This is a genomic window from Pelatocladus sp. BLCC-F211 (assembly GCF_041928655.1).
GTDB lineage: Bacteria > Cyanobacteriota > Cyanobacteriia > Cyanobacteriales > Nostocaceae > Pelatocladus.
This window is the reverse complement of record NZ_JBHFLM010000201.1, coordinates 146704-161669: the sequence shown is the minus strand read 5'-3', so window position 1 is coordinate 161669 and position 14966 is coordinate 146704. Positions and strand designations below refer to the sequence as shown.

Sequence of the window (14966 nt, the reverse complement as noted above, 5' to 3'; positions counted from 1 at the left end):
GTTCCCTGAATTCAAGTGCGACTAATTCTTTTCAACATCCAGTCAAATCTAGCTCCAGCTAGCGCCACTTGGCTTAAAAAATCGGCATCCAGTTCATTTTCATATTCGATATTTTCACCCAGCGACTGACCCGTACTATAACTGAGCCTACCGTAACCAAGGCGACTGACTATTGCTTGTTGTTTATCTGCTAACAAAACTGCTAATACGCGATAAAAACGAGCAGCAAAACCAACATCATGCAGCAGTTTAGCGGCTAATCGCCAGCGGGGAATCGACAAAACTATTGAATCCTCCGCAGCTTTAACACTCATAGAAGGTGGGGGAGCCTCTACAAAAGGAGTTTCTCCTACAATGTCACCTCTAGACAAATTAGCAAACTCGCGTTCTACGGTTTCATTGTTTTCCAGATTAGAAAATGCACGAGCTAAAGGATTGCGATCGTCCTCGGAGGTGGAAAGTGACAATTTCCCATCAAGGAGGATATGCAGCGCTTCCACAGGCCTACCACTAGGAATAAGGACAGTACCTGCGGGAATTTGGTTTACATTTCCTGCAACAATCAACCAATCAATATCACTATCATGCAATTCTGCGAAAATAAATAATATTTCTCTTAACCGAGGCTGACTGAGGACTAGCGTACTATGACCGAGTTGATTGACTATTTTTTCTAGTCTATCTGCAAGCAGAATCGCACTCGCCCGGTAAAGATGAGCAGCAAAACTGATATCTTGTTTCAGTTTTGTTGTTAGCTGTTGTTGTGGAATCGATAAAACTTGCGAATCTTGGAGTGCTTTAACAGTGGTAGAAGGTAAGTATGACTCTATAAAAGGAATTTCTCCTACCATTTCACCACTAGATAATCTGGCGATTTCACGCCCTGACATTTCACCACCTTCTAGGGCCGCAAACGCACGTCCTAGTGGATTATTGTCAGCCTGAGATATAGAAACTGTTAATGCTCCATCTAAGAGAATATATAAAGCATTGACAGGTTCGCCTTGGCGGATGAGAACTTGACCCGTGGTAATTTCTTCTTTAGTACCAGTCTTTAGCATCCAATCAATATCACTATTACTAAGTTCCTTGAGTAGAACTTCTGTCATAATTGACTCTCTTATATTTTCTAAGGGTGTGAGAGTGTTTTTGATAGGTTTGTAGTAAGCGGCTCTTAGCCCTCTTTCTTATAAGCACGTTTGGTGCTTATAGCCTGTCAAAATCTTTGTGGCAGACTACTAGAAGCGTTACAGAATGTAAGCATAAAATCGAGCGACTTCTGTTTGAACCTTTTTGTAACTATCTGAGGTAGCTTAGAAATTTATGCAGCCATTTAAAAATGTTATATTTCTTTACAACATTTCCTGATTCAGTATTATCAGCTTAAGCTTAATACCAGCTTTTTCAAGATGACTCGTAAAATCTCTTTTACCCTCTTGAGAAGCATGGTCATGACAACATAGTCTATAAATTCAAGCCTAAGAGAGGAATAGCAGAGAAGATTTTATCCACAGATTGGGAAACTGACTGTGCTAAATCATTCGGAACCAAACTAAGTTGCTTCGCGACATATTGAGCATTTTCCTTCCCGCCTGCTAAAGCATCTATTTCCTGCTCAGTCAACTCTATAATTTGATTGTCGTTAGGTATTTCATGTGACATAAATTTTTCCTTTATTTCTAAAAAATTACGTTTATAAAAACAGAGAATTATTTATAGTTAAATATTTTTTATATCTTCTCTGTTTTGGTCAAATCTAAATTAGCTAATATTTAGACTTTGGATAGCGGTTGACTCAGTATTAACAATTTCGATGTGTAAGGAATTGAAAGAACCTTCGGAATTAACAATGCTTACCTGATCTAGAACAAATTTACTTTGTTTGAAATTCGCTATATTTAACAGGCTTGTTTGATTCATATCTCTAAACAACCCAGATAGATTCAGACCACCAGATACTTCATCTAATTCTTCATCAGATAATTCTATTGCATTGTTATTCTCATCAGACATAAATTCCCCCATAGTCAGTGATGTTTATTGTAAAGATAAAAGCAGAGGATTTAAATTAATTTATGAGCAATACCTCTGCTTCGGAAAATAATGAGAATTATTGACCTACTTTTATGTTTTTTAAACCAGCAGCTTCAATATTCAATTCATCAGCACTTGTTGCAGACAGAGTTCCTTGGGGACCAACAAGTAAAGCTGAGTCAAGATTATTAGCTTCCTTTTGGAAAATACCAACCTCGGTAAGTTCAATAGCACCACCTGCAACAACATCTAATTCTTGTTCAGATAGTTCAGTCGCTTTGTTGATTTCGTTAGACATGATTGAATCCTTTGTGATTAATGATTGTGTGTTTGTGAGAAAAGCAGAGAATTATCACTTATTTAATCAATTGATTAGCAATACCTCTGCTTACGAAAAATGACGAGAATTATTGACCTACTTTAATATTTTTGAAAGCCGCAGATGCAACATTCAATTCGTCAGCGCTGGTTGCGGATAGAGTTCCGTTGGGACCCACAAGTAAAGCTGAGTCCAGGCTATTTTGATTGGCTTGAAAAAATGCAGCTTCTTGGCTGTCAATAGCACCACCTGCAACAACATCCAATTCTTGTTCAGATAGTTCAGTCGCTTTGTTGATTTCGTTAGACATGATTGAATCCTTTGTGATTAATGATTGTGTGTTTGTGAGAAAAGCAGAGAATTATCACTTATTTAATTAATTGATTAGCAATACCTCTGCTTACGAAAAATGACGAGAATTATTGACCTACTTTTACGTTTTTGAAAGCCGCAGATGCTACATTCAATTCATCAGCACTAGTTGCAGATAGAGTTCCGTTGGGACCCACAACTAAAGCTGAATCAAGACTATATTGATTAGCTTGAAAAAATGCAGCTTCTTGGCTGTCAATAGCACCACCTGCAACAACATCCAATTCTTGTTCAGATAGTTCAGTCGCTTTGTTGATTTCGTTAGACATGATTGAATCCTTTGTAATTAATGATTGTGTGTTGTGATCAAATTTGAGAAAAGCAGAGAATTATCACTTGTTTAATGAATTCATGAGCAATATCTCTGCTTACGGAAATAACGAGAATTATTAACCTACTTTTATGTTTTTGAAAGCCGCAGATGCTACATTTAATTCGTCAGCACTGGTTGTAGAAATAACACCTTGAGGGCCAACAACTAAAGTAGAATCTAAACTATTTTGATAGGCTTGAAAAAATGCAGCTTCTTGACTATCGATCGCACCACCTGCAACAACATCTAATTCTTGTTCAGACAGTTCAGTGACTTTATTCATTTCATTAGACATAATTTACCTCGATTGTGTGTTTTGTTTGTGTGTTGTTTAGTAGTTGAAGAAAGCAAAAGTTTGGAAACCTTTTAATTTATTTTTTGGTCGCCTCTGTTTGATTGCCTTCGCAACTGTATTCATAGTAGAATTTTGATTAGAGATAAACATCTGAAAAACGTCTATACTCTCATCTCAACTAAATAGATAAACTTACTAGGACTTTCGTTGATTAATTGAGTAAATATTCCTATAACTAAAGTTGGAGACTATAGATCAAAATTCAATCTCTTCAAGTTTTTGATTTAAAATGAATGAGTAACACTCACCAGTTACCCTTAAATTCGCTTCTTCTTGGACTATCCATGACGCAGACATAGTTCTACACTGGGGTAGTACTTTTGCAAAATTTTAGATGTACTCCTATATGATTCGTCTGTTACTTGTAGATGACCAGACTCTCATTAGAGATGGTATTAGGGCTATGCTAAATTTAGAGCCTGATTTAGAAGTTGTAGGAACTGCTGATAATGGCGAAAGTGCGATCGCACAAGTAAAAGCACTACAGCCAGATGTTGTGTTAATGGATGTGCGGATGCCTGTAATGGATGGTAAAGTTGCTACTGGCATTATCTGCGAGCAGTTTCCCAATATTAAAGTGATAGTCCTAAGTACGTTTGATGACGATGAATACATCGCCGATGCAATGCGAGCAGGAGCAAAGGGCTATTTACTAAAAGATATGCCGTCTGAGGAGTTAGCACAAGCGATTCGGTTTGTCCATAAAGGATACACTCAAATGGGACCAGGAGTGTTAGAAAAGATAATTGCTAAAGTTCAAGTTTCAGAACCTGTTAGCCCGAAGTTACCAGAGCCAAAATTGGACTTGCTGACCGATCGCGAACAAGATGTATTGCGCTTGATTGCTGTTGGTGCTACGAATCGCGAAATTGCCCAACAACTTTATATTTCAGAAGGGACAGTTAAAACCCATGTCACCCACCTACTTAATCGTCTAAACCTAAAAAATCGATCGCAACTAGCGATTTATGCTAACTCAGTTTATAGCAAGTAAGTCGTTTCATACATCCCGCAAAAAATTTGTAAAGAAATATCAATTTCTTGAATAGCCGCGTAAATCCTTAATTTCCCTCAGATAAGTACACACAGCCTCTAAAAAAAGCCGTAATTTCATATCTGCATTTTGCAATGGAATCCGGAAATTAACTAACTAATCTTGTGGGGTAAGAATATGATCTTCATTTTAAAAGGAGTAGTCTCATCAAAGTTTGATATTGCAAGTAAGCAAAGCAATGTGTGGTATTGAATAATCCGTTAGTCTTAAATTAGATGGTTAATACCGTGGGATCTAAGCATTACACCGATTTATTACTGCAATACAAGGAGCTAAGACAGTATCTTCTAGAAATTGAAGAGCTTGCTGCGGTACAAGAACGCAAACGTATTGCTCGTGAAATACATGATTCTTTGGGTAATGCGTTAACTAGTCTTAACATACAGTTGCAAACGGCTCGTAAACTTTGGCATATTGACCCCTCTCAAGCAGAACAGTTTCTCACAGAAGCTCAAAAATTAGGATCTGTTGCCATCCATGAAGTTCGTCAATCTGTCTGTGCTTTACGTACAAATGATACTCAAGAGAAATCACTAGAAGAACTAATCACTCTTGTCGTTGAAAATTTTTATCAAACCACTGGAATTTTACCTTATACCAGCATCAACTTGTCTACTCCTTTATCTATTAAGGTGGTGACAACTATCTATCGGATTGTGCAAGAATCTCTGACAAATATATGTAAATATGCACAAGCAACAGAAGTAGAAATTCTGGTGAATACCGATTTCAACAATGTATTACTTGTTGTGAGAGATAATGGTAAAGGTTTTAGCTTATCGCAAAGAAAAACAGGTTTTGGTATCCAGGGTATAAAAGAAAGAGTGACAGCCTTACAAGGTAATTTCAATATAGAAACTGAGCTAGGAAATGGCTGTAAACTCACTGTTGAACTACCATTAATAGAGCTTTCTATTTTAGAAAAACAAACACCAGGATCTTTGAAAGAATCTACCACTAAACAGGAGATAAAAGTAGAAAATTTAGCTTTAAAAGAGAGATTTATACGTCAATGTGAGCGCTATTTAGCTGAATTAATCGGTCCCATAGCATCTTTTCTTGTTCAAAAAGCTATCAAAAATAATCCTCATTTGTCCTGTACAGAACTCGTGGAAATTTTATCAGTAGAAATTTCCAACCCACAAAAAGCTCAAAATTTTCAACAAAAATTACTTTCTAATTTAAATTAATTTTCATTTTTTTCAAGGAGGTTTAGAGCTATTTGCAAACTAGCTTTCATTCGGTTAAATGCTACCGCTAATCCGCCAATTTCATCATTGTATTTTTCATCAAAATCAATACTCATATTACCTACACTGACTTGTTGGGCAATTTTTTCTATGCTTTTAATTCGCTGAACAATAGCTCGTTTGATTAATAAATTAAGCAAGAGGATTACAAGGGCAAAGATAGCAATCACAAGTCCCATGATCATAGACCAACTATGATCAGCATCTTCAAAAACTTCTTGGGAAGGAACCGAGATGATTTGAGCGGCAACAATTTCATTAAGTTGCCAACCAAAACCATTTTTTGTACCATAACTTGCGACCAAACTCTTAGGAGCTTTCTCTACTGTTGAATGGCATTCAAGACAACTTGGTTGTGTAATAGCCAGTGGTCTGGCAATATAAAATACCTCTCCTTGAGGAAGTTTGCGAAAACCAGTTATTTCTTGATTTTTCGGATTTTTACGAAAGCTTTGTAGAATTTTGGTTTCAAAATTATCAGCTTTATCTCGTAAATTAGTAGGATTGATTGCCGCTTCTCTATATATAAAACTTTTAAATTCGTCGTCCTTACGAAAATTCTCAAAGATTTTAATTGCAGAGAAAGCGGGTACTGTTTCTGGGATGAATTGTGTTTCTGTTTCTAGTCTAGATTTCAGTAGAGGATTGATGCGATCTTGTGTATATTTTCTCACGGAATTCATTGTACGCATGAGAATTATTGCTTTAGAAGTGACTTCATTTTGCGCTCTATGTTGTAGTAAAGTTGACAGGGTTGTACTAGTTACTAGAATACTAATTATAAAAACTAGTATCAACAGTAAATTTACTTTAGTGCCTATTTTTAAGTTTTTTAACATAGTTTTTTATCGTTGAATCGAGACACTATTTTAATATATTAATTGATGTGTATAAGTTTATTTAAAATTTCCTAATCTTCTATTTCATAATTATTAGTAAAAATGTGTAAACAAATTTCACGTCGTAACTTTTTTTTATTTCTAATCTCTTTAATCGTAAGTGCCTGTAAATCTAAAGCGGCGTCTGGAGGGGAATTAACTATTGGTGTCATCAACTACAGTGGTGGAGAAGAGATTATTAATCAATATACTCAGTTTAATAAGTACTTGAGTGAAAAAATGAAAGCATACGTTCTGCTAGAGCCTGCTTTCAATGAAAATCAAGCAATTGAGCGTTTAAAAGATAGCACTTGGTCATTAGTATTTGCTCCACCTGGTTTAGCAGCTCTTGCAATTTCTCGCTATCAATATACTCCGCTTTTTCCTTTACTTGGTGAGAATAATTTACGCTCAATTATTGTTGTACATCAGGATAGCTCACTGAGCAATTTAAAAATGTTAGAAGGTCAAACTCTTGTATTAGGTCAGCCAGGTTCAACAACAGGGTATTATTTACCCCTTTACAATCTTTATGGTCTGACATTGGCTGAAATATTATTTGCACCAACACCCACAACTGTTTTAGAGTGGGTAGTTCAAAAAAAAGCAAATGCTGGTGCAGTTTCAATCGCAGAGTTGGATATTTATAACTCTCAGTTAAAGCAGAATGAGCTTCGCATACTCTTTAAAGATCCTCATTCAATTCCATCTGGTATGCTTTTGGTTGGGCCAAATGTGGAACGCAAAGATCAAGAATACATCCGTCAAGTCTTAAATGATTACCCTTCAATTTTGGCTCAAGAAGTGAAATATGTACCTAATGGAAAAGTACCAGATTATAAATATATGATTACTGTGGTAGATCGAGTAATGGCGATCGCTTCTCAATTACAGAACAAGCCTGCTCGTTTATTTTAAGCAGAAACACAACACTTTTGGTTCGTACAGGATTTATATGTATCGTAATTAACATGAAAAATAATACAAGTAAATCTGTCTACAACTTTCGTTGATTAGAAAGCAAATACTCTAACAAAAGTCTTGAAGTTGTGATTTGCTCTTGAAATTAAATTTAAAAGATTCAAAATAAGTAGGTAACAAGGTTAGTTTTAGCAGTAGTTACCACTTTCTATGAGTCTGTCATTTCCTGTCCGCTCAAATCCATTTCGCTTTTTGCTCTACACCGAATGGGGGTTAGTGGCGACTTGCGCTGTAGCTAACTCCTTGATACCAATTGTTTTTTCTCAAACCCTTGATTCATTAATTCCATCTTTCTTGATTTTGCTTGTCTTCGGCTTAATGGGGTTTATACTACCTTATGGCAAAATAGTTTACAAAATACTTTATACCATCATTGAAGTTGGGTTAATTTTGTTTGGAGCAGCGTTAGGATATCTACAGCTGTGGCCGTTATTGTTGATTGTAGTAGTAATCCGCAGTAGCTTCTTGTTTGATTTATCAGAACGCTATCTGCTGGCTGGTTTGGTTTTTTTCCTGTTCTTGGTTCTACAGATTCAATCTGTCAGCAGTATGACTTTATCCTTACCATCTTCGGAGCAAGGAAATTTTTGGTTGAACCAGTTAACCCATACACTCTTATTTGGTACAGGATTATTATTTTTACTGCATTTAGTAAATACAGTGATGAGTGAGCGCCAGATCCAAGAACAGCTAGCAATTGCTCACAAGCAACTACAACAGTATGTCGTGCAAGTTGAAGACCTTGCTGTCGTGCGGGAACGTAATCATAATGCTCACAATATTCATGATTCTCTCGGACATGCTCTAGCTGTGATGAATATTCAACTCCAGACTGCTTTGAGATTTTGGCAAGTTGATCTAGAGCAAGCTTACCGTTATATTGTAGAGTCAAAACGTCTCGGCTCTTTTGCCATGCAAGAGGTTCGCCGTTCAGTCAATACTTTACGTGTAGATGTACCAAGAGAGCGATCGCTTCAGATGGCGATCACGTTCTTGGTACGAGAATTTCATCATTCCACAGGTATTTTACCTACTACTCAGTTGACTTTAGCCTTTATACTACCTCGAGAAGTTAGCAAGATACTTTACCTTCTTGTCCAAGAAGCACTGACGAATATCTACAAACATGCAGAAGCAACAGCAGTTCATATTCAGTTAAGCGCAATTCCAGAGCAAGTCTATCTCACTATTGAAGATAATGGCAGAGGATTTCAATTAGATCAGCAATCAATAGGATTTGGACTCCAAGAAATGCAACAAAGAGTTGCACTTTTAAAAGGTCAATTCCAAATTGAAAGTGAGTTGGGATCTGGTTGTTGCTTAAGTGTAAGACTACCTTTATCAGAATTTTCCACTAATATACCTCTAGAATTAGCTCCAGTTCCAGATAGAAAAAATCCTACGCTCCAGAAAGGCTTTGTTTAACAGGAATAGGGATTGGGAAGGGGGACAAGGGGAATTCTTAACAACCAACCAACAACAAAATTAGCTATGACTAAAGTTATAGTTAATTTTACTTAAATAATCAACGAAAGTTAGAGGCAGTTTATATATTTAGTTGAAGAAAAAATTAAGACATTTTTCAGATGTTATTATCTTGTTAATTTTATATGATAAAAACAATACCATTAAAAAGTTTTCGCTATAAATAAAAATGCTAAAAACAAATGATTTTAAAAATTTTTACAGAATTTATAGTTATTAAATTAATCATTTTGAACCCTAAAGTCTTTATTATGAACACTTTAAAGTTTATGTAATGAAGTATTAGTTATTATTTTTATTTAATTGCAATAACTGATAACTGTTACTGGGTAATATTTTTAATTGAGGATATATATTATGTCTAAAGTTGTTTCTATCCATTCATTTCGTGGCGGAACAGGCAAATCAAATGTAACTGCTAATATTGCTACTTTAATTGCTCGTTCTGGTAAGCGAGTTGGTATTGTTGATACAGATATTCAATCGCCTGGAATCCACGTTCTTTTCGGTCTAGGAGAGGATAAGTTAGGCTACACCCTAAATGATTATTTATGGGGTCGCTGTCCGATTGAAAAAGCTGCTTACGATGTCACACCATTAATTAAAATGAGGCAAAAAAATGCTGGAATTAAAGGTAATATTTTTTTAATTCCCTCTAGTATTAAAACAAGTGAAATTTCTCGCATTCTGCGTGAAGGATACGATGCACGTTTGCTTAATGATGGTTTTCAGCATTTAACCAAACGTTTGAAACTCGACTATCTTTTTATTGATACTCATCCTGGGATTAATGAAGAAACTCTGCTGTCTATTATCATTTCTGATATTCTTGTTGTTATCCTCCGACCAGACCAGCAAGATTATCAAGGTACGGCTGTAGCTGTGGATGTGGCACGCAAGTTGAATGTTCCTAATATTATGCTGGTAGTTAATAAGGCTTTACCAGCTTTTAATTTTCAAGCTTTGCGGCAACAAATACTCTCAACCTACGGCACAACTGTAGCTGGCGTTTTACCTGTCTGTGAAGAAATGTTTTATTTGGGTAGTAAGGATATTTTTAGCTTGTGCTATCCTAATCATCCTTGGACACAGGAAGTAAATGCGATCGCCAAGCAAATAGAAAGTAAATCCAAAAAATAAATCAAATTTTCAGCTACTAACTCCATAATATTTCTCCAACCATTCCAACAAGCCTTCCTCGACAGGAGTTAAGTAAGTCTGGCGTCCCAGAGACTCCAAAAGTGTGTAGGCACAGCGATCCAGTATTCCACAATCGCGCAAACGCTTGATGCGTTTTTTGATTTGTGGTAGTTGGCGATGTGCTTGAGGAGAATCAATTTTGTTGAGGTTTTCAGGTTTCACGTTTAGAGTAGTGTCATGAACGTCCACTTCTACACTAAATTCTTTAAGGACAATTGCGATCGCCCAACAGCCATTATATTTGCGTTCAGTGCCTTCTAATCTAGTTAAGATAAATACGTCACCTATTTGGCAAAAATCACTAGCAAGAAGCAGAGGCTTTTCCTTAAGCTGTTCCACAATCCCCTTAATAATGCGTCCGCTAGGAACTTTCCCACCTGCTTCTTCTACACCCCGCAACCATGTAGCCGCTTGAAGTTCTGGTTCCAAATTCGCTTTAGCTAAATCACGTAACTGACGTTCGTTGGTCGGCATGGGAGTTTGCCGACCAATGGTCGGCAAAAATTTCTGAATATTGTCATAGACAACAGCAGCCGCCATCTTCAGGTAAGCAGTATCGCGACTATAGTTAAAGCGATCGCGGCAGTATTCTTCAAAAGTTCTATGAGTACTCCGGTATAGCCGCCGTTCCCGCAGTTCGTTCAAAGCAGAACCTGCTTCATAAAATGCCCGTTCTATTTTTAGCTCCAATCTGTGGCGGTCAGCTTTTTCCTCCTCGCTTAACTCCGAGAGCATTTCGATCGCAACAACTACACTATCAGCTGTCGGTAATTGTGAATCTGTTGCAAATTCTTCTCTTAGTTGGGGTTCCTGTTCTACTAACTCCTGTTGGGAAGAATTACAGGTCGTGGTGACAGAAATTTCACTATCACCTCTTTTTACCCGTTTGTCACTTTTGTTTATATCAACTTTTTGATCAGGTTTTAATTTAAGTTTTCCAACTGTCATAATTGACACCTAATAAAACAGCCGAAACTTTGTACGAGAAATGATCAGCTTAGGATAAAGTTGTTATGTGTTTTTACACTGAAAATATGGCTCCTCTGATACCCACACACCGATTTTCAAGACAGCTATTCATGGGAAAATCCCACAACAAAACATAAAAATAGAACTCCTCCTACATCTCTAAACCCCTACACCCCCACACCCATTTTCAAACTAGGTGTTAAAGGTGTGCTTGCACCTAGCCTGATGATGCTGTTCGGATTTGTCCTTCAAAGACATGCATTGTTCCGTCTGCATCAAACAAACTAAATCGCCGCGACTGCCCTACGAAATTACCAACAGTGACACAAGCATCAATGAAATACCCAGTAATCCACTCCCCAGCTGTCGTCAAAACTTCGACTCGCTGAAGCTTGCGGTTGTTTAAATTTTTACCTGTAACTATTGGGATCACATCTTGATCTGTCTGAGCATTAGGATTTGGCAAATTTGAGTCAACAATAACTTTGGCACCTAGTATCTCAGTAGATTCTTGTAAGATTTCAGATAGTGCCTCAGCAGCATTACCATTTGATGGCAGAGGAGATGGTACATTATTTCCTCCAAGGAACTGGGACGAATCATCGTGACTATTGTCTAAAAATTCTATATTTAACCATTCATCCGTTGACAATTGACGTTTCAATTGACAGTTAGTGTCAATCAAATCAGTGTCTTCTTCAGCGAGCATTTGAGCGTTTGAATTGACAAATTGACGTAACTCTAAGTCTTCCAATCGTAATGAGGAAATTGAGTGGCAACTAGTGACTTTCTCTGAAGAAATAGGTGCTGCCAATTTTGCGTCAAATGAGTCAATTTCGTTGTCAAATCCGGGAGTGGTCTGTGTTTGCAGGATTGACACAGGTGTCAAATTTCTGTCAATTTTGTCAATCTCGTTTAGTGGTACACTATTTGGCACGTAAACTAAGTTAGATCCTTTATTTTCAACGCGACCCCAACCTGCTGCTGCCATCATTTCCATCAGTTGCCGGATTTCAAAAGTCGGTTTTTTGCGAAAAGCGCGGATGCTACTCTTGAGCATGGAAGCTGTAGCTTCTCCTAGACGTTCAGCCACTTTCTGGATTTTTAGACCCCAAGACATTAGCCCAGATTCTGGAGAGTTTTGAGCATGAATTGATTTATGTTGCCAGAGAAAATAAGCTGCTAGCTCAATGGCTTTTTCCATCGTGTCACCACAGATGACTTGACTCGGAGTTTCACCCCTTAACACAGCATTGACAATGTGTAACCATAGTGATATACGCGCTGTGTAAGCTTCAATTTTGGGGTAGACTACCCTCAGTCCATAAGATTCTTCAGCAACTTGGGCATCTACAAGAGAATGCTGCCACGCCTCAAAAAACATAGCCGCTTGCGTGCTTAAAAAATAATCTTGTTCTGGCACTAGGCCGAGTTTTATGTAAAGCTGACGTAGTGCTTGGGAAATACCAGTATCGGCAACACTACTTTCTCCAACTAACCGCAGATAACGTTTGGGAGACTTGGCAGCACAGAACAGCCATCGGGCAAAATTGCCATTGCTGTCGTTGTGATCACCCATCATCTTAGCTAAAACTTCCCACTGGATGCTGCCCGTACGTGAGATGGCACTTTTAGGTAAGCACACAGATTTGTCTGAGCGGTCATAGATAATTGCAGCTCCATTGAATTGATCGAGTTCCTGCTCTTCATCAGCCCCTAGACCACCGCGATATTGATTACGGGCTTTGAATAATCCTGCTAGCTCATCCCGGTAGTAGAGCAGTCCACGAGGATTTTCACTATGAATTCGCTGTAATGTTTCCAGTGTGCTGTCCTTAGTTAGGTAGCGCTGGCGGGTTGGTGCTGTTGGCATTTCTTGTTGTGAAGAGTCCTGCTTTTTGCCTTTACTGACTGTTTGCAGCTTATTGTATTCAGCCAGTTCCATCCGATAGCGCTCAAAAGCCTCAGCTTCTAATTCCACCAAGGGGTCAATAATTAACCGTTGCGCTGGAGTTTTCATAGAACCAGAATCAGCTACAATACTTGTCCACATCACCATCGGTTGAGCGTATTTTGCAGACGGCTTGACAATTACTCGTGCTGCTGATCCAATTCGAGATGCCGCAGTTCCCAAGAGTGTCGTAAATAAAAATTCCGGGGCCGTCGGCATGGCCTGGGCGGTATCCATCAAAAGTTGAGCGAACTCAGGTTCAATTAATCGCGTAAGATCAAGTTCTTGGGGATGAGTTTTAAGCAGAGATGAAAGCTTTTGTGTGGCAACTAAAGTGTCAGTTTGCAAATCTGCTTCCAAAGTAAGTAGTTTAGCGAACTGCTCAATCTGCCGATAAGGACACCCCACCTCAGCAGCCAATTCCATTAATGCTCCTGCTCGCCCTGATTCGGAATCACAACTGCTCAAAATTTCTAGAATGCGTTTGTGCAGTGCGACATCTGCAATAGCCGGCTTCTTCCCAACACTGGAAACATTACCAAACCCAGAATTTCTAGGAGGGCTACCAGAACTAGCCAATGAATTTTGATTCGGCTTAATACGAGTGTTCCAGTACCAAGCCCGAATACAAGTTTCCACACCATTCGGAGTACAGCTGGGTTCAGGGTGGTCTTTTTCGGCTGACTTCCAGATGGCATCAACTTCTTTGGCTGGTAGCGGTGGGTGACAACGACTAGCGTAGTCTTGTAACATTAACTGCGGATCGCCGTCAAACTGCTGACTGATCTTAGTAAGGTAATTGGCAGCGCCAATTAAGTCTCGTGCTAGTTTGGCTCCGTTGTTATTGCGACCCCCCTCGTTTACCCCAAAGTTGAGCAGAGTACGAGACTCTTTGGAGAGGCAGACTTCGAGTGGTACTGGCACTGGAACGGGTACAGAAATATTTGCATAGCGAGTGTACTGTTGCTCCTGTGCAAACGTTCGGGTTGTTGATTGCACTGCTTTAGGCTCTCGTTGGATTAACTCAGGATTCTGCGACAACGGCACAGAGGAACGCAATTTTTCATAGGTGTAGTTAATACCAGACAGGGAGATGATATCGCACCTTTGCGGCTTTTCCCCTGGTTTGATGTGCCATGCACCAGCTAATCGCATCACCCGACTGGGATTTTTGATGGCTGGGTCAGCACCAGTGTAGGTTAGTAGATCATTTTGCAACTGTTTCCACTCTTCAACCGGGATGGGTTTTTCAAACACCCAGTAAGAATGTACGGATTTGCGAGTCTGGATTTGAAAGGTTGGTTCTGGTAGCGAAAGTGTTTGCCACAAATCTTTCTGTAACTCTATTGCCAGGTCGTCATGCTCAATGAAGACTGCACGACACAGTTGCACGTCTTCATCTTTGTGACCCCCGCCGTTAATCACAAAATATATGCCATAACCCTGCTGCTGCCACTCTAAAATTTGTTTGAAGTTGAGTTTATCAGCTTTGCGTCCTGTGTTAGGGGCATAACGGGGGTCCTCTTTAGGCAAGAAAGCCCGGATATAAATAGCATCACCCCGCTGGTATCCCAAAAGCTGTAGCTGCTTAATCGCCTGTGAGCTATCAATTTCAAGAAAGTCAGAAAAGTCAGATAATGCAAATTTATTAGAGCTTACTTCCATTTAACACGAACTCCGTGAATTTTTAGTTTACAGAGCCGGGGAAACAGCAAAAGTAAAGTTCTGTAGGCTTACCATTTCGCGAGAATTTTGTTAAAGTCTAGATAGTTTTGTATCTTGGCTTTTGTTCGACGCAGCTGGTA

15 protein-coding genes are annotated in these 14966 nt (G+C 38.6%); 5 read left to right on the top strand and 10 right to left on the bottom strand.

Going from position 1 to position 14966, the window contains the following annotated elements; all coding sequences use genetic code 11:
* Nucleotides 1-11: 11 nt before the first annotated feature.
* The 7 genes from ACE1AT_RS24665 to ACE1AT_RS24635 all read right to left on the bottom strand — a co-directional run bounded on the left by ACE1AT_RS24665 (nt 12) and on the right by ACE1AT_RS24635 (nt 3333).
* Nucleotides 12-1109, bottom strand: a complete 1098-nt coding sequence (locus ACE1AT_RS24665; protein ID WP_374873197.1) for a cyclic nucleotide-binding domain-containing protein — start codon at nt 1107-1109, stop codon at nt 12-14.
* Between the two features lie 355 nt (nt 1110-1464).
* Nucleotides 1465-1662, bottom strand: coding sequence for a hypothetical protein (locus ACE1AT_RS24660; protein WP_374873195.1), 198 nt, complete (start codon nt 1660-1662; stop codon nt 1465-1467).
* A gap of 99 nt (nt 1663-1761) precedes the next feature.
* Nucleotides 1762-2013: a CTB family bacteriocin gene (locus ACE1AT_RS24655; RefSeq protein ID WP_374873193.1), complete on the bottom strand. Its 252-nt coding sequence runs from the start codon at nt 2011-2013 to the stop codon at nt 1762-1764.
* Nucleotides 2014-2110: 97 nt separating this feature from the next.
* Nucleotides 2111-2332 carry a CTB family bacteriocin gene (locus ACE1AT_RS24650; RefSeq protein ID WP_374873191.1) on the bottom strand — a complete coding sequence of 74 codons (222 nt, stop codon included), beginning with the start codon at nt 2330-2332 and terminating at the stop codon, nt 2111-2113.
* A 109-nt stretch (nt 2333-2441) separates the two neighbouring features.
* Complete coding sequence (locus ACE1AT_RS24645; protein ID WP_374873190.1) at nt 2442-2663, bottom strand: CTB family bacteriocin; 222 nt, start codon at nt 2661-2663, stop codon at nt 2442-2444.
* A 109-nt stretch (nt 2664-2772) separates the two neighbouring features.
* Nucleotides 2773-2994 carry a CTB family bacteriocin gene (locus ACE1AT_RS24640; RefSeq protein WP_374873188.1) on the bottom strand — a complete coding sequence of 74 codons (222 nt, stop codon included), beginning with the start codon at nt 2992-2994 and terminating at the stop codon, nt 2773-2775.
* Nucleotides 2995-3114: 120 nt separating this feature from the next.
* On the bottom strand, nt 3115-3333 hold the full coding sequence (locus tag ACE1AT_RS24635) for a CTB family bacteriocin (RefSeq protein WP_374873186.1): 219 nt from the start codon (nt 3331-3333) through the stop codon (nt 3115-3117).
* A gap of 406 nt (nt 3334-3739) precedes the next feature.
* Between ACE1AT_RS24635 and ACE1AT_RS24630 the strand changes: the two genes are divergently transcribed.
* Nucleotides 3740-4387 carry a response regulator gene (locus ACE1AT_RS24630; RefSeq protein WP_374873184.1) on the top strand — a complete coding sequence of 216 codons (648 nt, stop codon included), beginning with the start codon at nt 3740-3742 and terminating at the stop codon, nt 4385-4387.
* Between the two features lie 287 nt (nt 4388-4674).
* Nucleotides 4675-5637 carry a sensor histidine kinase gene (locus tag ACE1AT_RS24625; RefSeq protein ID WP_374873182.1) on the top strand — a complete coding sequence of 321 codons (963 nt, stop codon included), beginning with the start codon at nt 4675-4677 and terminating at the stop codon, nt 5635-5637.
* Here the strand turns inward: ACE1AT_RS24625 and ACE1AT_RS24620 are convergent.
* Nucleotides 5634-6536 carry a DUF3365 domain-containing protein gene (locus ACE1AT_RS24620; protein WP_374873180.1) on the bottom strand — a complete coding sequence of 301 codons (903 nt, stop codon included), beginning with the start codon at nt 6534-6536 and terminating at the stop codon, nt 5634-5636. The genes ACE1AT_RS24625 and ACE1AT_RS24620 overlap by 4 nt on opposite strands.
* 102 nt (nt 6537-6638) lie before the next feature.
* Here ACE1AT_RS24620 and ACE1AT_RS24615 point away from each other — a divergent pair, with 102 nt between their 5' ends.
* The 3 genes from ACE1AT_RS24615 to ACE1AT_RS24605 all read left to right on the top strand — a co-directional run bounded on the left by ACE1AT_RS24615 (nt 6639) and on the right by ACE1AT_RS24605 (nt 10181).
* On the top strand, nt 6639-7493 hold the full coding sequence (locus ACE1AT_RS24615; RefSeq protein ID WP_374873178.1) for a phosphate/phosphite/phosphonate ABC transporter substrate-binding protein: 855 nt from the start codon (nt 6639-6641) through the stop codon (nt 7491-7493).
* 213 nt (nt 7494-7706) lie between these two features.
* Nucleotides 7707-8981 (top strand): sensor histidine kinase, encoded by a 1275-nt coding sequence (locus ACE1AT_RS24610; RefSeq protein ID WP_374873176.1) that lies wholly within the window; start codon nt 7707-7709, stop codon nt 8979-8981.
* Nucleotides 8982-9398: 417 nt separating this feature from the next.
* The gene (locus tag ACE1AT_RS24605; RefSeq protein ID WP_374873174.1) at nt 9399-10181 is read left to right on the top strand and encodes a MinD/ParA family protein; all 783 of its coding nucleotides are present in this window, start codon (nt 9399-9401) and stop codon (nt 10179-10181) included.
* A gap of 9 nt (nt 10182-10190) precedes the next feature.
* Here ACE1AT_RS24605 and ACE1AT_RS24600 read toward each other — a convergent pair whose 3' ends face one another.
* Nucleotides 10191-11189 (bottom strand): hypothetical protein, encoded by a 999-nt coding sequence (locus tag ACE1AT_RS24600; protein ID WP_374873172.1) that lies wholly within the window; start codon nt 11187-11189, stop codon nt 10191-10193.
* Between the two features lie 238 nt (nt 11190-11427).
* A complete protein-coding gene (locus ACE1AT_RS24595) occupies nt 11428-14826 on the bottom strand; it encodes a DUF3987 domain-containing protein (protein ID WP_374873170.1) in 3399 nt (1132 codons plus the stop codon).
* Between the last annotated feature and the right edge of the window lie 140 nt (nt 14827-14966).